The 22,637-nt window shown below is 62.6% G+C and carries 18 protein-coding genes; 15 read left to right on the top strand and 3 right to left on the bottom strand.

What is annotated here, in order from left to right; translation table 11 throughout:
• Positions 1–2 precede the first annotated feature (2 nt).
• From atpA to SJY18_RS04970, 12 genes are all read left to right on the top strand, one after another.
• Positions 3–1,640, top strand: coding sequence for a F0F1 ATP synthase subunit alpha (gene atpA / locus SJY18_RS05025; RefSeq protein ID WP_337338802.1), 1,638 nt, complete (start codon positions 3–5; stop codon positions 1,638–1,640).
• A gap of 20 nt (positions 1,641–1,660) precedes the next feature.
• Positions 1,661–2,557, top strand: a complete 897-nt coding sequence (locus SJY18_RS05020) for a F0F1 ATP synthase subunit gamma (RefSeq protein ID WP_337338801.1) — start codon at positions 1,661–1,663, stop codon at positions 2,555–2,557.
• Positions 2,558–2,578: 21 nt separating this feature from the next.
• Complete coding sequence (atpD, locus tag SJY18_RS05015) at positions 2,579–4,027, top strand: F0F1 ATP synthase subunit beta (protein ID WP_337338800.1); 1,449 nt, start codon at positions 2,579–2,581, stop codon at positions 4,025–4,027.
• 1 nt (position 4,028) lies between these two features.
• Positions 4,029–4,289, top strand: a complete 261-nt coding sequence (locus SJY18_RS05010; RefSeq protein ID WP_337338926.1) for a F0F1 ATP synthase subunit epsilon — start codon at positions 4,029–4,031, stop codon at positions 4,287–4,289.
• Between the two features lie 68 nt (positions 4,290–4,357).
• On the top strand, positions 4,358–5,107 hold the full coding sequence (locus tag SJY18_RS05005; protein WP_396668592.1) for a YaaA family protein: 750 nt from the start codon (positions 4,358–4,360) through the stop codon (positions 5,105–5,107).
• 131 nt (positions 5,108–5,238) lie between these two features.
• A complete protein-coding gene (locus tag SJY18_RS05000) occupies positions 5,239–5,985 on the top strand; it encodes a large exoprotein (RefSeq protein ID WP_337338798.1) in 747 nt (248 codons plus the stop codon).
• 71 nt (positions 5,986–6,056) lie between these two features.
• Positions 6,057–7,049, top strand: a complete 993-nt coding sequence (locus tag SJY18_RS04995; protein ID WP_396668591.1) for an aldo/keto reductase — start codon at positions 6,057–6,059, stop codon at positions 7,047–7,049.
• A 140-nt stretch (positions 7,050–7,189) separates the two neighbouring features.
• A complete protein-coding gene (locus SJY18_RS04990; protein WP_396668590.1) occupies positions 7,190–8,923 on the top strand; it encodes an ABC transporter ATP-binding protein in 1,734 nt (577 codons plus the stop codon).
• Complete coding sequence (locus SJY18_RS04985; protein ID WP_396668589.1) at positions 8,920–10,953, top strand: ABC transporter ATP-binding protein; 2,034 nt, start codon at positions 8,920–8,922, stop codon at positions 10,951–10,953. Before SJY18_RS04990 ends, SJY18_RS04985 begins: the two co-directional genes overlap by 4 nt.
• 54 nt (positions 10,954–11,007) lie before the next feature.
• On the top strand, positions 11,008–11,799 hold the full coding sequence (locus tag SJY18_RS04980) for a PP2C family protein-serine/threonine phosphatase (RefSeq protein WP_396668588.1): 792 nt from the start codon (positions 11,008–11,010) through the stop codon (positions 11,797–11,799).
• Positions 11,800–11,959: 160 nt separating this feature from the next.
• Positions 11,960–14,863: an FtsK/SpoIIIE domain-containing protein gene (locus SJY18_RS04975; protein WP_396668587.1), complete on the top strand. Its 2,904-nt coding sequence runs from the start codon at positions 11,960–11,962 to the stop codon at positions 14,861–14,863.
• A gap of 9 nt (positions 14,864–14,872) precedes the next feature.
• The gene (locus SJY18_RS04970) at positions 14,873–16,375 is read left to right on the top strand and encodes an APC family permease (RefSeq protein ID WP_396668586.1); all 1,503 of its coding nucleotides are present in this window, start codon (positions 14,873–14,875) and stop codon (positions 16,373–16,375) included.
• A 48-nt stretch (positions 16,376–16,423) separates the two neighbouring features.
• On the opposite strand, the gene SJY18_RS04965 is transcribed toward SJY18_RS04970, so the two are convergent.
• Positions 16,424–17,413 (bottom strand): asparaginase, encoded by a 990-nt coding sequence (locus SJY18_RS04965; protein WP_396668585.1) that lies wholly within the window; start codon positions 17,411–17,413, stop codon positions 16,424–16,426.
• A 52-nt stretch (positions 17,414–17,465) separates the two neighbouring features.
• Here SJY18_RS04965 and SJY18_RS04960 point away from each other — a divergent pair, with 52 nt between their 5' ends.
• Positions 17,466–17,951, top strand: a complete 486-nt coding sequence (locus tag SJY18_RS04960; RefSeq protein WP_396668584.1) for an OsmC family protein — start codon at positions 17,466–17,468, stop codon at positions 17,949–17,951.
• On the opposite strand, the gene SJY18_RS04955 is transcribed toward SJY18_RS04960, so the two are convergent.
• Entirely contained in the window at positions 17,920–18,636 is a 717-nt protein-coding gene (locus tag SJY18_RS04955) for a lysophospholipid acyltransferase family protein (RefSeq protein ID WP_337338925.1), read from the bottom strand. The two genes, SJY18_RS04960 and SJY18_RS04955, sit on opposite strands and share 32 nt — an antisense overlap.
• A gap of 236 nt (positions 18,637–18,872) precedes the next feature.
• Between SJY18_RS04955 and SJY18_RS04950 the strand changes: the two genes are divergently transcribed.
• Both SJY18_RS04950 and dxr read left to right on the top strand, forming a co-directional pair.
• Entirely contained in the window at positions 18,873–19,817 is a 945-nt protein-coding gene (locus SJY18_RS04950; RefSeq protein ID WP_337338789.1) for an FKBP-type peptidyl-prolyl cis-trans isomerase, read from the top strand.
• Between the two features lie 28 nt (positions 19,818–19,845).
• A complete protein-coding gene (dxr, locus tag SJY18_RS04945; protein WP_396668583.1) occupies positions 19,846–20,937 on the top strand; it encodes a 1-deoxy-D-xylulose-5-phosphate reductoisomerase in 1,092 nt (363 codons plus the stop codon).
• Between the two features lie 13 nt (positions 20,938–20,950).
• Here dxr and SJY18_RS04940 read toward each other — a convergent pair whose 3' ends face one another.
• A complete protein-coding gene (locus tag SJY18_RS04940; protein ID WP_396668582.1) occupies positions 20,951–22,606 on the bottom strand; it encodes a Mur ligase family protein in 1,656 nt (551 codons plus the stop codon).
• Positions 22,607–22,637: the final 31 nt, after the last annotated feature.

Here is a 22,637-nt window from a genome sequence, read left to right as displayed (position 1 = left end):
CAATGGCAGAAATCTCAATCAGCCCCGACGTCATCCGTGACGCGCTGAAAGACTTCGTAGCCGCCTACGAGCCCACCGGCGCTGCGGCTACCGAGGTCGGCACCGTCATCGACACTGCAGATGGCATCGCTCACGTCGAGGGTCTCCCCGGCGTAATGGCAAACGAACTTGTTCGTTTTGCCGATGGCACCGAGGGCCTGGCCCTCAACCTCGACCAGGATGAGATCGGTGTCGTCGTGCTCGGCGACTTCTCCGGCGTTGAAGCCGGCCAGCAGGTCACGCGCACCGGCGAGGTTCTCTCTGTAGCTGTCGGCGATGGCTACCTCGGCCGCGTTGTCGACCCGCTCGGAAACGCCATTGACGGTCTCGGCGAGATCGCGACGAACGGCCGTCGTGCGCTCGAACTCCAGGCTCCTGGTGTGATGCAGCGCAAGAGCGTGCACGAGCCCATGCAGACTGGCATCAAGGCAATCGACGCCATGATCCCGATCGGCCGCGGCCAGCGTCAGCTGATCATCGGTGACCGCCAGACAGGCAAGACGGCGATCGCGATTGACACGATCATCAACCAGAAGGCCAACTGGGACTCGGGTGACACCAACAAGCAGGTGCGCTGCATCTATGTCGCTATCGGTCAGAAGGGCTCGACCATCGCTTCGGTGAAGGGCGCGCTCGAAGACGCCGGTGCGATGGAGTACACCACCATCGTCGCCGCTCCCGCGTCTGACCCTGCCGGCTTCAAGTACCTGGCTCCCTACACTGGCTCGGCCATTGGACAGCACTGGATGTATGAGGGCAAGCACGTCCTCATCATCTTCGATGACCTTTCGAAGCAGGCCGAGGCCTACCGTGCAGTATCGCTGCTGCTGCGCCGTCCGCCGGGTCGCGAAGCATACCCGGGTGACGTGTTCTACCTTCACTCCCGTCTGCTTGAGCGTTGCGCAAAGCTCTCCGACGAGCTCGGTGCGGGTTCGATGACCGGCTTGCCGATCATCGAGACAAAGGCCAACGACGTTTCGGCCTACATCCCGACGAACGTGATCTCGATCACCGACGGTCAGATCTTCCTGCAGTCCGACCTCTTCAACGCCAACCAGCGTCCCGCCGTCGACGTGGGTATCTCGGTGTCGCGTGTTGGTGGTGACGCCCAGGTGAAGTCGATCAAGAAGGTTTCGGGAACGCTCAAGCTCGAGCTCGCGCAGTACCGCTCGCTCGAAGCGTTCGCAATGTTCGCTTCCGACCTCGACGCAGCTTCGCGCCGTCAGCTTGCTCGCGGCGCCCGCTTGACGGAGCTGCTCAAGCAGCCGCAGTACTCGCCTTACCCGGTCGAGGAGCAGGTTGTTTCGATCTGGGCTGGCACGAACGGCAAGCTCGACACGATCGAGGTTGAGGACGTTCTCGACTTCGAGCGTGAACTGCTTGACTACCTACGCCGCAACACCTCGGTGCTCGACTCGCTTCGTGAGTCGAACGTCCTTGACGACGAGACCGTGGCGACGCTGAGCGCAAAGACCGATGAGTTCATCCTCGAGTTCCAGGCCGGTAAGGGCCAGGCAATCTCGAAGCCCGGCCACGAAGAGGTCGCGGCGGCTGAGGCGGATGACGTGAACCAGGAGAAGATCGTCAAGGGTCGCCGCTAAGGCGACACCGGACAGAGACAATGGGCGCACAACTCCGGGTCTACAAGCAGAAGATCACTTCTGCTCAGACGACCAAGAAGATCACGAAGGCGATGGAGCTGATTGCTGCTTCGCGCATTCAGAAGGCGATGACGCGCGTGCGCGCATCATCACCTTTTGCGCGAGCAGTGACGAGGGCCGTTTCTGCCGTGGCGACGCATTCGAACACCGATCACCCGCTCACTCACGAACGCGAGACGATCCTGCGTTCTGCCGTCGTGATTTTCACGTCGGACCGTGGGCTCGCGGGCGCATTCAACTCGCAGATTCTGCGAGAGGGATTGCAGCTCGCTGAGCTGCTTCGCTCGCAGGGCAAAGAGCCGGTGTTCTACCTCGTGGGTCGCAAGGCTGTCGGCTACTTCCAATTCCGCCGCATTGCAAGCGCGGCCGAATGGACGGGCGACACTGACACCCCCCACTTCTCCACAGCGGAGGAGATCGCAGCGGTTCTGCTCGACTCCTACGATCGCGGTGGTGCTGACGGTGGCGTCGATGAGATCAACCTCGTCTACAACCGCTTTGTCAGCATGATGACGCAGTCACCCGAGACAGTTCGGTTGCTGCCACTCGAAGTCGTCGAATCAGACGAGCAGGAAACTGCACAGGTGTACCCGCTCTACGAGTTCGAGCCGGAAGCCGAAACCGTTCTAGACGCACTCTTGCCGGTGTACATCCAGAGTCGTGTCTTCAACGCTCTTCTGCAGTCGTCCGCAGCAAAGCATGCGGCAACTCAGAAGGCGATGAAGTCAGCCTCAGATAACGCCGACAAGCTCATCACCGACTACACCCGCCTGCGCAACAACGCGCGTCAGGCCGAGATCACGCAGCAGATCGCCGAAATCGTCGGCGGCGCCGACGCTCTGGCATCGGGCAAGTAGAAAGACGAAAGAGAAGAAGCCATGAGCCTCACCGAAGAGAAGACCGTGTCAACGGGCGTCGGGCGTGTTGCCCGCGTGACCGGACCCGTCGTCGACATCGAGTTCCCGCACGACTCGATCCCCGAGATCTACAACGCGCTCAAGACCACCATCACGATTGATGGTGAGTCGAACGAGATCACGCTCGAAGTTGCACAGCACCTCGGTGATGACCTCGTGCGCGCCATCTCGCTGAAGCCCACCGATGGCGTCGTTCGCGGCCAGGAAGTGCGCGACACCGGCGGCCCCATCACGGTGCCCGTTGGAGACGTCACCAAGGGCAAGGTGTTCAACGTGATCGGCGAGGTGCTCAACGCAGCCCCCGACGAGAAGATCGAGATCACCGAGCGATGGGGCATCCACCGCAAGGCGCCGAGCTTCGACCAGCTCGAGTCGAAGACCGAGATGTTCGAGACCGGCATCAAGGTCATCGACCTTCTGACGCCGTACGTGCTCGGTGGAAAGATCGGTCTGTTCGGCGGTGCTGGTGTCGGAAAGACGGTGCTCATCCAGGAGATGATCCAGCGCGTCGCACAGGACCACGGTGGTGTGTCGGTGTTCGCTGGTGTCGGTGAGCGTACCCGTGAAGGTAACGACCTCATCTTTGAAATGGAAGAAGCCGGCGTCTTCGAGAAGACCGCCCTTGTGTTCGGTCAGATGGACGAGCCGCCGGGAACGCGTCTTCGCGTTGCGCTGTCGGCGCTCACCATGGCTGAGTATTTCCGTGACGTTCAGAAGCAGGACGTGCTGTTGTTCATCGACAACATCTTCCGCTTCACCCAGGCCGGGTCTGAGGTTTCGACACTCTTGGGTCGTATGCCTTCGGCGGTGGGCTACCAGCCGAACCTCGCGGACGAGATGGGTGTGCTCCAGGAGCGCATCACGTCGACGCGTGGTCACTCGATCACCTCGCTGCAGGCGATCTACGTGCCCGCCGATGACTACACCGACCCAGCTCCTGCGACCACATTCGCTCACCTCGACGCGACAACTGAGCTCTCGCGAGAGATCGCATCGAAGGGTCTTTACCCGGCCGTCGACCCGCTCACCTCGACCAGCCGTATCTTGGACCCGCGCTACATCGGTGCTGACCACTACCGCGTGGCTACCGCTGTCAAGCAGATTCTGCAGAAGAACAAGGAGCTCCAGGAGATCATCGCGATCCTCGGTGTCGATGAGCTCTCTGAAGAAGACAAGATCGTTGTCTCGCGCGCGCGTCGCATCCAGCAGTTCTTGTCGCAGAACACCTACATGGCTAAGAAGTTCACGGGTGTCGAGGGCTCCACGGTTCCGATCAAGGAGACCATCGAGTCCTTCGACGCGATCGTCAAGGGCGACTTCGACCACGTAGCGGAGCAGGCGTTCTTCAACGTCGGCGGTATCTCTGACGTGGAAGAGCAGTGGGCGAAGATCCAGAAGGAGAATGGCTGAGATGCCGCTCCACGTAAGCCTGGTCTCCGCTGACGCAGAGGTCTGGACCGGAGAAGCTTCGCTCGTCGTCGCCAAGACGGTCGTCGGCGAGATCGGCCTCATGCCGGGTCACGAGCCGATGCTGGCGATCCTCGCCGAGGGACAGGTGCGCATCACACAGCTGTCTGGCGAGAAGATCATCGCCAATGCTCAGGATGGCTTCGTGTCGATGGAAGGCAACGAGCTCACCATCGTCGCCGGCAACGCAGCGTTGATCTCCTAGCGATCAGTCATTTCAGAACGGCCAGCCCCTGCGGGCTGGCCGTTCTGCGTCTCAGGAGAATACTCTGCATGCTGGTCCTGTTACCGCCCTCTGAAACGAAGCGCTCAGGCGGGTTCGCGCAACCGCTCGATCTTGCTCAGATGTCGTACTCATCGCTTACTCCGCAACGCGAGGCGGTGGTGCGATCGCTCGTTGCACTCTCTGACGATCCCCTCAGCGCGACGCGGGTTCTGAAGCTGGGCCCGAAGCAGATCGGTGAGATTGAAGTCAACGCCACGCTGCGAGAGTCGCCAACGATGCCGGCCGCCGATCGGTACACCGGCGTGCTCTTCGATGCGCTCGATGCTGTCTCGCTAGATGGTGCGGCACGACGATGGCTCAGTTCTCACGTTCGTATTCAGTGCGCTCCTTTCGGTCTCGTCGGCGCTCTTGAGAAGATCCCCTCCTATCGACTGGGCGCCAGCGCGTCACTGCCAGGACTGCCTTCTCTCAAGCGAGTGTGGGCCGATGCCGTCTCGGCGGCTCTCCACGAGGCGTCGCCGCGTCTGCTGCTTGACATGCGGTCTGAGGCATACGTGGCGCTAGGGCCCGTGCCTGCGACGGTTCCGTCGGTGTACGTTCGCGTCGTGAGCGATAGCGGCGAAGGAGAAGTTCGCGCGCTGAATCACTTCAACAAGCATGCAAAGGGTGCGCTTGTTCGCTTGTTGGCTACCTCGCGCCCGCGGGTTTCTACGTTGCCCGGACTCTTGCGCTGGGCATCGTCGGAGGGCGTGAACATGCGGGTGACCAATGACACCGAGGTGCTCCTGATCGTCTGATACCGGAACGTCATTCTTCAGGAATGCTTGTTGGCGAGGAACGTGAGTCGCTAGCATGTAGCACGCGGGCCGAAAGGGTCTGATTCGTATTGGGCTTCGGGCTCGAACAATCCATGGGGGAGCGCTTCACCGTGAACACCACTTATTACGACTACGACGACGCCAGCGGACTGCTGGCGTTCTACCTGGTCCTTATCCCGTTTCTGCTGATCCTCGCCCTTGCCGGCTACATCATCTTCTCAATCTTCCTGATGAAGATCTTCGAAAAGGCCGGGGTGAAGGGCAAGTGGCGTGCATGGGTGCCCGTGTACAACACCATGATCTTCAGCAAGCTGGGCGACCTGAGTCCATGGTTGATCCTGATCGCTGCCGGTGCCGCGATCTTCTTGAGCTGGATCCCCGTAATCGGCCAGCTCTTCGGCCTTGCAGCGTTCTTGGTCACGTTGCTCGCCGCTTGGCGGGTGGGACTCAAGCTGCAGAAAGAGGCAGTTTGGCTGATTCTCTACTTCTTCCTGAGCATCGTCTGGTACGGCATCAACGCGTTCGACAAGTCGCGCTGGAACACCGCGATTCCCGCAGCACCGTGGGCGAGCAACGGGTTCCTCTCTGACAAGACCGTGTGGGATGCAGTGCCCAGCCAGGTTCCCGCCGGTGGCTTCCCGCCCAACCCGACGACCACTCCTGGCGCATACCCGCCCGCAGCTGGCAACACCCCGCCCGCGGCGCCCCCGGTCTACCAGCCGCCGGCAGCACCTGCCGCTCCTCCCGCAGCGGCACCGACACCGCCGCCCGCAGCTCCGACACCTCCGCCGGCAGCAGCTCCGGAGCCACCGGCAGCGACTGAGCCCCCCGCGGCGCCTGAACCGCCCAAGGCCTGACACCTTAGCTGAAGCCCCTCGCCACGCGGTGAGGGGCTTCAGCTGTCGTGGGGGAGAGATAGCGTGGAGGCATGAGCAACTCAGTTCCCCTGCGCCGTGTCGGCGCCTCCGGTCTTCAGGTCTCGGCTGTTGGTCTCGGCTGCAACAACTTTGGGCGCCCAGGCACTCGATCAGAGTCGCTGGAAGGCACCCGTGATGTGCTTTTCGCTGCGATAGACGCTGGGGTGACCTTTCTCGATACCGCCGATATGTACGGCAAAGACCCTGGACTTTCGGAGTCGTTGATGGGGCAGGCGTTGAAGGGGCGACGCGACGAAGTCACGTTGGCCACCAAGTTCGGCCATTTCGGCCGCGACATGGGCTATCCGCCCTCGGGCGCTAAAGCCTCGCGCAGCTACATTCGACGGGCCATTGACGGGTCGTTGTCGCGGTTGCAAACGGATTGGATCGATCTCTACCAGCTTCACACGCCCGACCTTGAGACGCCCGTTGAAGAGACACTCGACGCTCTGAGTGATCTGGTGCGTGAGGGCAAGGTTCGCTACATCGGCCACTCCAATTTGTCAGGTTGGCAGATCGCCGAAGCGCACTATGCAGCGCTGCAGCGGTCGAGTGTTCCGTTCGTGTCGGCGCAGAACCACTACAGTCTGCTTGCACGTGCGGCCGAGCGCGAAGTGATTCCCGCTGTTGCCCGCTTTGAAGTGGGACTGTTTCCTTATTTCCCGCTGCACAACGGGTTGCTGACAGGCAAGTTCAGCCGCGACCACGCGCCAGAGGATTCGCGCATCGCAAGGCAGCGTCCTCACATCTGGCAAGACGCTCCCTGGGACGCCCTCGAGCAGTATCAAGCGCTGTGTGATGAATGGGGCATCACGATGCTCGAGGCGACATACGGGTGGATGCTGGCACAACCGGCGATTTCCAGCGTGATCGCCGGCGCCACCAGCCCCGAACAAGTGCGCGCGAACGCCGCGGCCGCTACCGCATGGACACCGACAAGCGACCAGCTCGAGGCGATCGACGCGTTGTTCCCGTTGCCGGAGGACCCGGGCGCGAAAACGTAGGGTTCTTGGCGCCAGATATTGGCGCGAGATATCGCCCACGGCGTACGTCCCGAGTCGCCGCATGCTCAGTGTCGGGCGTAGCGTAGCTGTGGGTGTGTGTCGCGCGAGCGGGTTGAGATCACGCTCTAGAAAGGACCGTCGTGCTCGGCAAACTTCTCGGACGCTATTTGCGTCCCGCCTGGCTGTTGATCGTCGCTGTAGTGATCTTCCAGCTTGCGCAGTCGATTGCTTCGCTGCTGTTGCCGACGCTCAATGCCGACATCATCGACAACGGTGTCGTCGTGGGCGACATCCCATACATTTGGTCGACCGGCGGCGTGATGCTGGCGATCAGTTTCGTGCAGATTATTTGCGCCATTGTCGCGGTCTATTTCGGGTCGCGATTGGCGATGGGCATCGGCCGCGATCTTCGCAACGACCTCTTTCACCGCGTTGTCGCCTTCTCACAGCGCGAAGTGGGGCAGTTCGGGCCGCCTTCGCTGATCACTCGAAACACGAACGATGTCTACCAGGTGCAGATGCTCGTGCAGGGTTCTGCGGCCCTGATGATCTCTGCGCCAATGCTGGCCATTGGCGGCGTGATCATGGCTGTCCGGCAAGACGCCGGACTCTCCTGGCTGATGGTCGTGTCGATCCCTGTTCTCCTCGTAATCGTCAGTCTTATCGTGTGGCGGATGGTGCCTGCCTTTACCCAGATGCAGAAGCGCATCGACCGGGTCAACCAGATCATGCGCGAGCAGCTCACCGGCATGCGAGTGGTGCGTGCGTTCGTGCGTGAACGTGAAGAGCGGGTACGTTTCGCCAAAGCCAGCGACGATGTGAAAGACACAGCGCTGCGGGCGGGCAACCTGATGGCGATCATGTTCCCCGCTGTCATGCTCGTGATGAACCTCTCGAGTGTCGCTGTGATCTGGTTCGGTGCCTATCAAGTGCAAAACAGCGGTGTCGAGATTGGCACGCTGTTCGCATTCCTTACCTACCTCATGCAGATCCTCATGGGTGTCATGATGGCGACGTTTATGTTTGTGATGATTCCCCGCGCCGCGGTGAGTGCTGCTCGCATCGGTGAGGTGCTCGATACTGTGCCTTCTGTGGCAGCGCCAGCGTCAGCATCCACACCCCCGCCTGTCTCAGGTCGTATCCAGTTCGAGAACGTTGATTTCTCTTACCCGGGCGCCGAAGACGCAGTGCTCAAGGGCCTTACTTTCACGGTGGAGCCTGGTACGACGACAGCCATTATCGGCTCAACGGGTGCGGGCAAGACCACGCTCATCGGACTCGTGCCTCGCTTGTTTGACGCAACGGCGGGCTCGGTGACGGTCGATGGCCTCGATGTTCGCGCGTACGACCCCGACGAACTGTGGCGCCGCGTGGGCCTGGTGCAGCAGCGCGCTTTTCTCTTTACCGGCACGGTCGCCGACAACCTTCGTTACGGCGACCCCGGTGCGACCGACGACGAATTGTGGCGAGCGCTCGATATCGCGCAGGGACGCGAGTTCGTTGACGCTCTGGCTGAGGGACTGCAAGCTCCGATCGCGCAGGGCGGATCTAACGTGTCTGGTGGACAGCGGCAGCGCTTGGCGATTGCCCGCGCACTGGTGAAGAACCCTCCGATCTATATCTTCGATGACTCCTTTTCGGCGCTCGACCTCAGAACCGATGCCGCGCTGCGACGAGCTCTCGACGAGAAGCTGCCAGGTGCGACGCGACTGGTTGTTGCTCAGCGGGTTTCGACGGTGCAGCAAGCCGACCAGATTGTCGTGCTGGATCACGGGCGAATGGTCGGAATAGGCAAACACGACGAGCTCGTTGCGACGTGCGGGACGTATCGAGAGATCGTGGAATCCCAGTTGGCAGCGGAGGCAACAGCATGAGCGGCCCGTCACGTCCGGGGCCCGGTCCTCGGGGACCAGGCGGAAACACCGCACCGGTAGTCAAGGCTCAGAACTTCGGTCCGAGCGCGAAGCGCCTGCTCGGCACGCTGCGCACAGACACGCCCAGGCTGATTGTGGTGCTGCTCTTCGCCGTGCTGTCAGTGGGACTGTCAGTGCTCGGCCCGAAGATGCTCGGCGAGGGCACCAACATCGTCTTCGCTGGCTTCGTTTCACTTCAGGTACCTGCTGATGCGACCCAAGAGCAAGTTGTGGAGGGACTCGTCGCCTCCGGGCAACAAGAGCAGGCTGACATGCTGTCGGCGATGGACTTCACGCCGGGGGCTGGTATCGACTTCGAGAAGCTCGCCGGGATTCTCGTCATCGTGTTGGCGATCTATCTGTTCTCTGCCCTCTTCGGCTGGCTGCAAGCACGCATGCTCAACGGCATCGTGCAACGCGCCATGCATCGCCTGCGTCTGCAGGTCGAAGACAAGGTGCAGCGATTGCCGTTGTCGTACTTTGATCGAGTGCAACGCGGCGACCTTTTGAGCCGGGTCACGAACGACGTCGACAACATCGGACAAACGATGCAGCAGACGGTATCGCAAGTGGTGATCTCACTGCTCACGGTCGTGGGCGTACTCGTGATGATGTTCATCATCTCCCCGCTATTGGCGGTGATCGCGCTCGTGACCATTCCGTTGACGATCGTCATCACGGTGCTCGTCGCCCGTCGCTCGCAGAAGCTGTTCGTCGCACAGTGGAAGAGCACCGGAGTGTTGAACGCGCGGGTCGAAGAGACCTATTCAGGGCACGCGATCGTCAAGGTCTTCGGTCACCAAAAAGAGGCTGAGGCGGCGTTCAGAGAAGAGAACGAAGAGCTCTACCGGGCCAGCTTCGGCGCACAGTTCATTTCTGGCATCATCATGCCCGCGATGATGTTCATCGGAAACCTCGTGTACGTCGCGATCGCCGTCGTAGGCGGGCTTCAGGTGGCAGCCGGAATCATCTCAATCGGTGACGTTCAGGCGTTCATTCAGTACTCACGTCAGTTCACGCAGCCGCTCAGCCAACTCGGCTCGATGGCAAACCTGTTGCAGTCGGGTGTAGCGAGCGCAGAGCGAGTGTTCGAGCTTCTCGACGAGCCTGAGCAGACGATGGATGCTGATCCCGCCGAGACTGCGCCGGCTGACGCGAGCCACCTTGAGTTCGCGAACGTTTCGTTCCGGTACTCGGCTGACAAACCGCTGATCGAGGGGCTGAGCCTGAAAGCAGAGCCGGGAAGCACGGTAGCGATCGTCGGCCCGACTGGAGCCGGGAAAACTACGCTGGTGAACCTCATCATGCGTTTCTACGATGCCGACAGCGGACGCATCAGTCTTGACGGCGTCGACATTCAGACGATGACGCGCGATGATCTGCGTGCCCGCACCGGTATGGTGCTGCAAGACACGTGGCTGTTCTCGGGCACGATCCGCGAGAACATCGCCTACGGTCGGCCGGGGGCGTCAGAAGCTGACATTGTGCAAGCGGCGACCGCGGCGTATGTTGACCGATTCGTGCACGCATTGCCAGATGGCTACGACACCGTGCTGGACGACGATGCGACCAACCTCAGCGTGGGCGAGCGGCAGCTGATCACGATCGCGCGCGCGTTCCTGGCGGATCCGCGCATCTTGATTCTCGATGAAGCGACCAGCTCTGTCGACACCCGCACTGAACTGCTCATCCAACGTGCGATGTCACGGCTTCGCGCTGACCGCACCGCGTTCGTGATCGCGCATCGGCTCTCGACCATCCGTGATGCTGATCTCATCTTGGTCATGGAAGAAGGCGCGATTGTCGAGCAGGGCAGCCACGATCAGCTGCTGCGCGCGCGCGGTGCGTACTGGAACCTCTACAACGCACAGTTCGAAGCACCTATGGAAGAAGAACCCGAAACCGGCGCGGTCGCAGTGGTCACCGGCGCGATCGACGCGCCGCCGGGGGATGGCGATGATGGTCTGAACCGTTCAGCTACTAGTATGTGATGACACGGCAGGCTGAATGGTCTGGAGTGAGAGAGTCTATTGGGAGGACACGGCGTGCCCGAGGTATCCGCCCATTCTGCGACGGTGAGCACTCCTGATGGCCAGGTGAAGTTGAACTGGGCTGGCGTCACCGATACCGGCCGTCGTCGCGAGATCAATCAAGACGCGTTCTTCGCTGAGTATCCGCTTTTCATCGTGGCCGACGGCATGGGCGGCCACATTGGGGGCGAGATCGCCAGCGCGAGCACAGTCGCCCGCATGCAAGCTATCGCAACGGGCGCGAAGATCACGCCCAAGGTCATCGACAAGGCGCTTGCACTCGCTGTGAAGGACATCGCTTCGCACCCTGAGACCACCGATGAGGGAACGGGAACAACGCTCACCGGCGTCTATCTCGATACCAGCGGCAGCGAGCCCCACTGGGTGACGATGAACATCGGTGATTCGCGTGTCTACGTGCTTCGCGATGGCGCCATCGTGCAGATCACCACTGATCACTCGGTCGTTCAAGAACTGATCGCGGCCGGGCGGCTCAGCCCCGAAGAAGCCGAGAGCCATCCATATGGCAACGTCATCACGCGAGCGGTAGGTCCGACTGAGGGTGCGACTCCCGACTATGTTCGCCTCGATGTCATCGATGGTGACCGCTTCGTCATCTGTTCCGACGGTCTGACCAAAGAACTCACCGACTACGGAATTCGACACTTTCTCGAAGAGAACGCTGACCCCGCCGACGCGGTCCGCGCGATGCTCGCCGCTGCTCTCGAGAACGGCGGGCGCGACAACGTGACAGTCATCGTGCTCGACGTCGCAGACGAGCGCTCCCGAGCTGCCAGCGACGACTGAGCCGACGTTCGGCTCGACGACGACTGAGCGCAACGACTGAGCCGACGTTCGGCTCGACGACTGAGCGCAACGACTCCTCCCCAAGCGCTCGCACAGCGCACGCCAGCACATGACGATTGTGCTCCCGGGGGTGTAGGGCTTTGTACGCTGAACTCGAGGAGTGCCACACACCTTCCTCGCCGAACCGATCGCTCGCGTGCCCCGTCACCTTTCTCGGGGGGTGCCTTCGTCGAGCGAAGCTCCCGAGGAGCTGCCTCACGCACCCGCGGGACACGAGGCCATCGACGAAGACGCGCTGAGGCTGCCTGCGAAGTGGACGGCACCTGCGCGACCGCCGATCCCGGTGGTGGCGTCTGTCGTCCCGCTGATGGGCGCCGTTGTGCTCTGGCTAGTCACGGGATCTCCGATGATGCTGTGGTTCGCACTGCTCGGCCCGCTGATCGCTGTCGGGTCGATGATCGATGGCAAGCGCGCAGCGCGTCGCGGGCGCCGCCAGGCAGAAGCGGATGCCGCACAGCAACGCGAACGTGTGGCCGACACCATCACCAAGTGGCAGTCTCGCGAACGTACGAAGCTCTGGGCGCGCCACCCCGATGTTGCGCTGCTGATGCGACGCGACGCTGAAATCTGGCGGGCAGCGTCGGGGCGAGACGATGCGCTCGTACTGGGCGCGGCCAGTGTGCCGAGTGGTCTGCGCGTCACCGGCGGAGACGGAGACCCGCTCTCCACGCGGCTGCGCACCGAAGCGGCGTGGATCCCGCAAGCACCTCTCGTTGTGAGAGCAAGCGGTGGCGCAGTGGCCGTTGGGCCACCCGTGCTCGCCAGCGCGGTACAGCGCGCGTGGGCCATTCAGCTGTGCGCGGCCCTCCCGCCGGGTGAGCTGCGCATCGTGGGACCGCTGCGAGGAGATCTCGAGTGGGCAGCAGAGCTGCCTCACCGCAGGTCGACGGCGGGCATGGCGCTTGCGCTCATCGGCCCTGGCGAGCAGCCACCTGTCGAAGCAGAGATCGTGCTGGCGCGCTCACTGGCAGGTGAGCCACTTCCACCGCGGTGCGCCGCAGTGCTCGAGCTGGAGACGCTCTCCCGCGCACATCTCGACCTCGCAGGGGAGCGGTTCGCAATAGAGGTAGAGGGCATTGCTCTGGAGCAGGCGAAAACGATTGCCAGCATGCTCAATCGCCGCGCTGCCGGCGCATGGGGTTTTTCGAGAGACGAGACACCGCTGTTCTTGCGGGAGCTCCCGACCCTGTCGCCGGCCGTGACCTCGAGTGGCTTGGCTGTCTCGATCGGCGCGAATGCTGGCGAAGCGGCTGTCGTCGATCTGGTCTCGGACGGTCCACATGCGGTGGTGGCGGGGGTGACAGGTTCGGGCAAGAGCGAACTGCTCATCACGTGGATAGTCGCCCTGTGCTCCAGCCGTTCGACGACGGAAGTCAACTTCCTCCTCGCCGACTTCAAAGGCGGCACCGCGTTTGACTGCCTCAAGGGCGTGCCACACGTCACGGGCGTCATCACCGACCTCGATGGCGCAGGGGCCAGACGGGCCATTCAAAGCCTGCGCGCAGAGGTGCGCTGGCGCGAGGCGGCGATCGCGAGTGTGGGCGCGCGCGACATTCTCGACCCGCGCGTGGCCCTGCCACGGCTGGTGGTGGTGGTCGACGAGTTCGCTGCGCTGCTGGGGAACCACCCAGAGTTGCATGCAGTGTTCACCGATGTCGCCGCACGCGGCCGTGCTCTTGGGATGCACCTCATCTTGGGCACGCAGCGTGCGGCTGGAGTGGTGCGCGACAGCCTGCTTGCCAATTGCCCGCTGCGTATCAGCTTGAGAGTTACGGACGGAGCGGACAGCCGCGCACTCATCGGCGTCGAAGACGCCGCCATGCTGCCCGGCGGCGTTGAGGGCCGAGGAATTGCCCTCATCCGTCGCGCGTCTGACTCCCGCCCTTGCAAGGTGAGAATCGCGCTTTCGCAGCCGAGCGATGTCGCGCTGGCGCGTGATGCCACAGCGACGCTTCCGCGGCGTCCATGGCTTCCCGCGCTTCCCACTCAGCTCACCCTGAAAGAACTGGTGCCTGGTGGCGAGAGCGCAGCAATAGCGCTCGGTCTGCTCGACGAGCCTGAACGGCAGCGTCAACGCCCCATGACGCTCGATGTGACAGATAGAGCCATTCTCGTGATCGGGGGCGCAGGAAGCGGCAAAACGAACACCCTCGAGGTGATCGCCGCCCAAGCTGAGGGTCGGCTGGTTCGAGTTCCGAGCGATCCAGAGCGCGCATGGGATGCGCTGGTCACTCTTGCTGAGGGGCGCATTGAACCCGGCACGGTGATCGTCATTGACGACCTCGACATGGTTCCCACGCGGTTCGGTGCCGAGTACGCGCATGCCGCGCTCGAGTGCGTCGAAGACCTCGTGCGCACGGCTGGCGCGCGCGGGGTTCTGGTCGCCGCGTCTGCGCAGCGGCTGGTTGGATCGGTGACCCGAATTGCTGAACTCTTTCCTCGGCGCATTCTGCTCTCGCTGCCATCGCGGGCAGAGCATCTGGCGGCCGGCGGATCACCCGAGCACTACGCGCCCGATGCCCCGGCAGGACGTGGCCGCATCGATGGCGTGATGGTTCAAATCGCAACTGTCCCAGAGCCCGAACCTGCTCCGACCGCGCCACCGAGACAAGAATGGATGCCAGCAGTCAACCTGACCGGCTACGTTGCGCGCCGCTCGCCTGCCGCTCGCAATGCCATCTCACGCTGGCAGTCAGGTGGAGTTCGAGTGGTCTCGCTCGACGACTACGTCGCGCACCCCGAAGTCACCGCCGATGCGTGCGTCATTGTTGCCGGAGAACCCGACGAATGGCAACGGCACTGGCGCATGCTGTCACAGATCCGGGGCGATCATGATCTTGTCATCGATGCTTCGTGCTCCGCAGAGTTTCGTCTGCTGACCGGGTGGCGATCGCTTCCGCCCTACATCGAACCGGGCCGCGGACGTGCCTGGTTGACGGCGTCAGGCGGTGATCCTGAGCGAATCGTTCTGCCGACTATTGACCCGCGACCACCACACCCATAACGTCAGGTTGTGGCTACATCCCCAATCGAACTTGATCACCCGCAGGGCAAAGGTCTTGCAACCGGCACGCTCGGTTTGTGGGGGTCGACTGTCATCGGTCTCGCGTCGACGGCGCCCGTGTATTCGCTGGTGGCGACGCTGGGCTGGGTCGTGCTGGCAGTGGGCGCTCAAGCGCCGATCGCGTTTGTGCTCGCATTCATTCCGATGCTGTTCATCGCATTCGCATACCGTGAGCTGAACAACGCCGTGCCAGACTGCGGAACAACGTTCACCTGGGGAACGAAAGCGTTCGGCCCGTGGGTGGGCTGGATGGGCGGCTGGGGTGTTGCCGTTGCGGGAATGGTCGTTCTCGCGAACCTCGCGCAGATCGCGGGCATCTACTTCTGGTCGCTCTTCGGCGACGGCTCCTTGGCAGACAACGCGCCGCTCGTCACCGCGACCGGGGTGGTCTTCATCGCATCGATGACGTGGGTGAGCTGGCGAGGGGTCGAGATCGGCGAGCGCATTCAGAACATCTTGCTCGGCATCCAGTACCTGGCTCTGGCGATCTTCGTGATTGCGGCCCTGTGGCAGTACTTCGACGGGTCGGCGCCCAACCCGACCCCGTTCAGCTGGGAGTGGTTCAACCCGCTGGGCTTCACCGACTGGAGCGCATTTACCGAGGCTGTGTTGCTCGCGCTATTCATCTACTGGGGCTGGGACACCTGTCTCGCCCTCAACGAAGAGACCAAAGACCCCAAGCGCATCCCGGGACGCGCGGCGCTTCTGACCACGGTCATTCTGCTGTTCACGTATGTGGGGGTGACCGTCGCAGCCATGATGTACGCGGGCCTCGGTGATGATGCCACCGGCCTGGGAAACGAAGCGATCGCTGATGACTTCTTCCTCGCGGTCAAAGACGGACTCTTGGGTCCCTTCGGGTGGGTGCTGCTGGTTGCTGTCATGATCTCTGCTGTTTCTTCAACCCAGACGACCATCCTTCCAACCGCACGGGGCACCCTGTCGATGGCCGCCTACCGGGCGTTGCCGAAGCGGTTCATGACGGTGCACCCGCGCTACAAGACCCCCTCATTCTCGACTCTCGTGATGGGCATCGTCGCGAGCCTCTACTACATCGGCATGACGCTGATCAGCGACAACATCTTGCAAGACTCGATCCTCTCGCTCGGCCTCGCAATCGCTTTCTACTACGCGATCACCGGCTACGCCAGCGTGTGGTTCTTCCGGCGAGAACTCTTCCGTTCCGGTCGCAATCTCGTCTACAAGGGTTTGCTGCCGCTACTCGGCGCGTTGATGCTCACGCTGGCGTTCGTGCAATCCGCGATCGATATGTTCGATGTCGATTACGGCTACACCGTGCTCTTCGGGGTAGGAGGAACCTTCGTTCTCGGTGTCGGCTCGCTTGCCTTCGGCGTCGTGCTCATGCTGGTGTGGTTCATGTTCTCCCACTCCAAGCCATTCTTCCGGGGCGAGAGCCTCAACGCAGACACCGAGGTGCTCGTGCCCGAGTAAAGGCGATCGGCTTGGAAGAGCCGGCGCCGGCTCCTCCTGGGGGCGTGCCTAGAAGGTGGGGCGGATGGCCCCGACACTTTGGCCGCCACCGGCAATCGACAGCGAAAGATGCGCAATGGTGTCATCGACTGCTGATTTTTCCAGAGCGCCAGAGCGCTCGAGCAGGCGCAGCGCGACTGCGGTCGCTGCGCGGCCGTTGCCATCGAGGATCTTCGCAGCCACTGTCGATCCGTCGGGCGCGACCATCACCATGACGCCCTCGGCGCCGTGTTTGGTGAACACGCCCAGCCGTTCGGTGGCGATGGTGTCTGGCAAGCCAGGGCCTTGGATCGTCCAGGGATTCTGCCGCACGGCTTGAACGAGAGCACCAGCGCTGCGGTGCAGCGCAAACGGCGACGTGACAGCAGAATTGCCCAGGCGGTGGATGGCCCGCGCTAGACCGAAAAGCGTGGTGGCGTACACCGGTGCGCCGCATCCATCGATCGCAGTGGCGGCGGCCTTCTCGCCGACGAGTCGTTCGACCACTTCGCGAATATGCGCCTGCAGGGGGTGATCCAGCTCAAGATAGCTCGCGGTGTTCCAGCCGTTCGTCGTGCACGCCAGCAGCATTGCCGCGTGCTTGCCCGAGCAGTTCATTCGGATCGACGCCTTATCGCTGTGCTCACGCACCATAGCGTCGCGCGTTGCCCGGTCACCCGGCCACGCGGCGGGGCAGGCGAGATCGTCCTCGCCCAATCCCGCCGAACCGAGAATCTCGCGAACAACGGCAACATGTCGATCGGTGCCGGCGTGACTGGCCGTTGCCAAGCCGAGGCGTTCGCCCTCAAGTGGCGCTCCGGCTGCCAAACAAGCAAGAGCCTGCAGCGGCTTCATACTTGAGCGAGGCAGCACCAGCGCGGTGGGGTCGCCGAGCTTGTGAACGATCGTGCCGTCGGGCGCGAGCACGATTGCTGCACCCGCATGTCGGGACTCGATGAACCCGCTTCGTTCGACGACGGCGAGTTCCACAGCATCGGCTACGGCAAGGGTCTGCGGCACCCCGCTAGCCTACCGCCGCGAGCGCCCGCTGTGTCGTGGCAGACTGTGCATCATGTTGGGTGAGCATCGATACTCCGTCCGAACCACCTGGACCGGCGATCGCGGGTCGGGTACATCTGGCTATCGCGATTACGACCGCTCAGTCACCCTCACCGTTCCTGGTAAACCCGAGTTGCTGGCCTCGGCTGACAAGCCGTTTCGGGGCGATGCGACCAGGTGGAATCCAGAAGACCTATTGCTTTCGGCCCTCAGCGAATGTCATCTGCTGTCGTATCTGCACGCCTGTGTGAAGAGCGGAGTAGTGGTGGTGGCCTATGAAGATACCGCGCTTGGAATCCTCGAAGAAGACGGCCGCGGAGGAGGGGCGTTTCGCGAAGTCGTGTTGCGCCCCCACGTGACGATTGAAGCGGAGTCGATGAGGGATGCTGCCACAGCCGCCCATGCGCAGGCCAACGAGTGGTGTTTCATTGCGAACTCGGTGAATTTTACGGTTCGCCACGAGGCGACTATCTCCGTTCGTGCGGAAAAGCCTGCCTGATTCTCTCAATCGGCGTGTGAGCGGGAGCCTCGTTGTAGGCGTTCGCAAGTTCCTGGCCCGACAGCGAGTGGATCGCCGCCATAATGTCATCGGTTGCCAGGCGGCGCGCGCGACCTGACGTCGACGGACCATGGTGGGCGAGCTCAAGCGGTTCGCCGAAGCGAACGGTGATGCGGTGCTTCACAGAAGGCATCTTCGCGCCCACGGGCATCACAAGATCGGTGCCCACCAGGCCGACAGGAACAACGGGAGCGCCCGTCTGCAGGGCGAGAAAAGCAACTCCGGTGCGCCCCTTATACAAGCGACCGTCGAGGGAGCGGGTGCCTTCTGGGTACAGTGCCACTGCGCGGTCTTGATCGAGCAGCCGACGTTGCTGGTCGAGGGCATCAAGGGCCGCTTTTCCTGCTCCTCGCTGCACCGGGATCGCGCCGATTGCACTGAAAAACTGGTTCGATACCCAGCCTTTGAACCCAGGCCCGTCAAAGTAGCTCGATTTGGCGAGAAAATGCACCGGGCGGGGTGCTGCAACGGGAATGGCGATCGAGTCGATAAACGACAGATGATTGCTCGCGAAAATCACCGGCCCCGACTTCGGAACGTGACTGCGGCCTTCAATGCGGGGTCGGTAGATAAGCCTCGCCAAGGGCGTGATGACCATTCGGCCCATGGCGTAGGTCGCGCCCATGCGCGTTACCTCGGCGTCAGTTTCGACTGCTTCTTCTTGTTCGGGATCGGCGGCGCTGACCGGCTCTTCGGGGGCCGACGATGCACCCGAATTCTCGGCCTCGGCGGAAGAGTCAGGAGTCACCCATCGAGGCTACATGCGATTTCATTCCTATTACGGCACGTATGTATTCAGCGGAGAGATAGAAACGTGCGAGACAATGAGGTTTCACCCCTAATTGACTATGAGGTTTATTCGTGCGTATTCGCCCGTTCGCCGCCGCGTCTGTTGCCGCACTATCCATTGTGCTGCTCGCCGGATGTACATCGACCACCGACGCTGACACCGATGCGTCGCCTTCGACCGATACCGCGACTGATTTGTGCAGCGCCGCCGTGTCTTCGGGGTCTGCCACCGACGCGCTCGTCGTTGAAGGCGAGGTTGGTGAAGAATCGACGCTGGTGTTCGACACTCCGCTCGAGGTGGACGAGCTGCAGAGCTCCGTTGTCGAGGAGGGCTCAGGCGACCCGGTTGCTGATGGCGACCTCGTCGTATACGCCCTCTCAGCGTTTGACGCCGAGACCGGCGAAAGCCTGGGAGCGTTCGGCTACGACACTTCCGCACTGCCCCAGCAGATTTCCGCAGATAACCCGCTCGGTCAGCTGCTCGGCTGCGCTACCCCGGGAACCCGCGTTGTCGCCGCATTCCCGGCAGCAGCGGACGGCACCACGACTGCCGAGGCCTACATCATCGACCTCATCGACGTTGTGCCCAGCGCTGCCTGGGGCGAGCCCCAGGACCCAGTAGACGGCATGCCGACCGTCGAGCTCGCTGAAGACGGTGCGCCAACCATCACCGTGCCCGATGCCGATGCTCCGACCGAGGTGCAGATCGAAACCCTGAAACTCGGCGACGGCGCGGTCGTTGCTGAGGGCGACACGGTGCTCGTGCACTACACCGGTGTGAAGTGGTCTGACGGGTCTGTCTTCGACTCGAGCTGGGAAAGCGGCACACCCGCATCGTTCCAGACCACGGGCGTTGTGGCGGGATTCCAGCAGGCGCTGGAGGGACAGACCGTCGGTTCCCAGGTGCTCGTAGTGATTCCACCGGAATTCGGCTACGGCGCGTCGGAAGGCCACGAGCTTCAGGACGAGACTCTCGTGTTCGTGGTTGACATTCTGGGCACGCAACCCATCCTCTAGGACATCGCTGGCTGATTAGGCTGAGGTCATGCGACGCATCCTCATCCTTGGCTCCACGGGTTCGATCGGAACGCAAGCGCTCGATGTCATTCGAGCGAATGGGGGACGGTTCGAAGTCGTGGGGCTGGCCGCGGGCTCCAAACACGCTGCCGTTCAGGCCCAAGCGGCAGAGTTCGGGGTAGAGCATGTTGCTCTCGGCGCGCTCGAAGCTGAACAGCTGGTGCGTGACGTCGAGGCCGATGTGGTGCTCAACGGCATCACCGGATCTGTGGGGCTCGGACCGACGCTGGCGGCACTCGAGTGCGGACGCACGCTTGCCTTAGCGAACAAGGAATCGTTGATCGTCGGTGGCGATCTCGTCACAGCCATCGCCGCACCGGGCCAGATCGTTCCGGTCGACTCTGAGCACTCGGCGATCGCGCAGGCGCTTCGTGCCGGTGATCATTTTGAGGTTCGACGACTCGTGCTCACGGCATCTGGCGGCCCGTTCCGTGGTCGTAGCTACGAATCGCTGGCGGCGGTGACACCCGCCGAGGCGCTTGCTCACCCGACCTGGGATATGGGGCGTGTCGTCACGACCAACTCGGCCACGCTGGTCAACAAGGGCCTCGAAGTGATCGAAGCACACCTGTTGTTCGACGTCGCCTACGGCGATATCGATGTGGTGGTGCATCCGCAGTCGATCGTTCACTCCATGGTCGAGTTCAACGACGGTTCGACGATCGCACAGGCGTCTCCGCCTGACATGCGTCTGCCGATCTCACTTGGCCTCGATTGGCCGCACCGCGTCTCGGGTGTCGGGCATCCTTTGGACTGGACGACAGCCAGTGCCTGGACCTTCGAGCCGCTGGATGAGGTGGCGTTTCCGGCAGTTCGGCTCGCCAAGAGCGTGGGGCGTGCGCGCCGCACTTTTCCCGCCGTTTTCAACGCGGCGAACGAGCAGGCGGTCGATGCGTTTCACGACGGCAAACTTCCGTTTACCGGGATCGTCGAGACCGTGCAGCGCGTGGTGGACGATCACGAGGCACCAGCGGAACTCACTCGAGATTCGCTCGCTGAGGCCGAACGCTGGGCGCGCGAGCACGCCGACGCCGCCATCGCCGCGTTCGCCACTCGGTAGCCGCGCCGAGCGGCTAGTACAGCGGGCGCGTGGGATCAGACAGTGGGGTCTCATCGGGAGGATAAGGAACCGGCCATGCCGAGTCCGGAACATCCCACCCAGCGGCTTGGAGCGCGCGGCGTGACAACTCACGCGCCGAATACGGTTGTCGCATTCCGCGCACATCGCGGTAGTCCTGGTGGCCCGGTCCAGCCCACAGGATGGCGTCGCCGTCACTGACCAGCGCGATTGCTTCGAGAATTGCGCGCTCGGGCGGCGAATACTCGCGAATATCCGCGTCTGGACGAGCCCGACGGGCGCCTTCGATGAGAGTGGCGCGTATCGAATCGGGCTCCTCGTTGCGTGGGTGATGGTCGGTGACGATCAGAATGTCACTGCCCTGCACCGCCGTTCGGCCCATGTCATACCGCTTCGTCGCGTCTCGATCGCCATCAGCGCCGAACAGCATGACAACTTTGCCGGGAGTGACACGACGCACCGCGGCAAGAGTCTTCTCGAATGCATCGGGGGAGTGCCCGAAGTCGACGTACACCGCCGGACCTGCGTCACCAGACACGCGCTGGGTGCGGCCGGGAAGGTAGGCGTCGATACGTGACTCATCGAGCGCCTCGACCAAACGTTCCCACGCGTAGCCGCCCTCAAGAATCATCACAATCGCGAGCCCCGCGTTGGCCGCCATGTGGCGACCGATGACGGGAACGGTCGTGGTGAGCGTGCGACCGTCGCGACAGGTCAACGTGAACTCGGTGCCGTCCTGTCGCTCTTCGCGGATGTCGACTATCCAGTCGGCGTTGCTCGCAGCATCCACATTCTCGGCGATAGCGGGGGTGCCGACCGAGACCGTCGGCACTTCACTGCGTGCGAGGATCTCGACGCCGGATGGCGCGTCGATGCAGACAACGGCACGGCGTGAACGATCAGAGCGAAACAGCGGAATCTTGGCTTCGAAGTACTCGCGCATATCGGCGTAGTCATCGAGATGATCATGGGTCAGATTGGTGAAGCCGGCAACGTCGAACATGATTCCATCGACGCGGCGGCGCGAAAGAGCCTGTGCACTCACCTCGACGGCGACGGCCTCGACACCTCGCTCTCGCATCAGCGCGAGCAGAGCGTGCATTTCGTAGGCCTCGGGGGTCGTCAGACGCGAAACGATTACTTCACCGGCGATATGACGCTCGGCGGTGGAAGACAAGCCCGTCGTGGCGCCTAGCTGGGCGAGGATGCCCTCGAGCAGATGAGAGACGCTTGTCTTGCCATTCGTGCCCGTGGTCGCCAACAGAATTGGCAGGTCGTTCGCCGGCCCGGTCGAGTAGACCCATGCCGACAACTCACCCAAGATGCCCCGCGGGTCTTCTACCAGCACGACGGGCAACCCTGACTGCTCTGCGATGTCGGCGCCGCTTGAATCCGTGACGACGGCAACAGCTCCTCGCGCTGCAGCCTGTGCGGCGAACTCAGCGCCATGGCGGTTTACGCCTCTGACCGCGACGAACACATCGCCGGGGCGAAGATCTGCGGTGGCGAGAGTGATGCCGCTCAGTGTGACACCCGCAACGTTTCCACGAACTTCGGTGCCGAAGTGCGCGGCAAGGTCGCTCAGCTCGTGCGTGGGAGGTGAGGCCGGGCGCAGCACCGGAGGCAGGTTCGAGGGAATGTCATTCGGCATGGCCCGTCTATTCTCTCACCCTCCCCGCCGT

It is taken from the genome of Microbacterium sp. R86528, assembly GCF_044596335.1.
Taxonomy (GTDB): Bacteria; Actinomycetota; Actinomycetes; order Actinomycetales; family Microbacteriaceae; genus Microbacterium; species Microbacterium marmarense.
This window is presented reverse-complemented; position numbering and strand designations above follow the sequence as displayed.

Coding starts and splice junctions, on each gene's coding strand:
- atpA (WP_337338802.1), top strand. CDS start 3: ATGGCAGAAATCTCAATCAGCCCCGACGTCATCCGTGACGCGCTGAAA.
- SJY18_RS05020 (WP_337338801.1), top strand. CDS start 1,661: ATGGGCGCACAACTCCGGGTCTACAAGCAGAAGATCACTTCTGCTCAG.
- atpD (WP_337338800.1), top strand. CDS start 2,579: ATGAGCCTCACCGAAGAGAAGACCGTGTCAACGGGCGTCGGGCGTGTT.
- SJY18_RS05010 (WP_337338926.1), top strand. CDS start 4,029: ATGCCGCTCCACGTAAGCCTGGTCTCCGCTGACGCAGAGGTCTGGACC.
- SJY18_RS05005 (WP_396668592.1), top strand. CDS start 4,358: ATGCTGGTCCTGTTACCGCCCTCTGAAACGAAGCGCTCAGGCGGGTTC.
- SJY18_RS04995 (WP_396668591.1), top strand. CDS start 6,057: ATGAGCAACTCAGTTCCCCTGCGCCGTGTCGGCGCCTCCGGTCTTCAG.
- SJY18_RS04985 (WP_396668589.1), top strand. CDS start 8,920: ATGAGCGGCCCGTCACGTCCGGGGCCCGGTCCTCGGGGACCAGGCGGA.
- SJY18_RS04960 (WP_396668584.1), top strand. CDS start 17,466: ATGTTGGGTGAGCATCGATACTCCGTCCGAACCACCTGGACCGGCGAT.
- SJY18_RS04955 (WP_337338925.1), bottom strand. CDS start 18,636: ATGGGCGCGACCTACGCCATGGGCCGAATGGTCATCACGCCCTTGGCG.
- dxr (WP_396668583.1), top strand. CDS start 19,846: ATGCGACGCATCCTCATCCTTGGCTCCACGGGTTCGATCGGAACGCAA.
- SJY18_RS04940 (WP_396668582.1), bottom strand. CDS start 22,606: ATGCCGAATGACATTCCCTCGAACCTGCCTCCGGTGCTGCGCCCGGCC.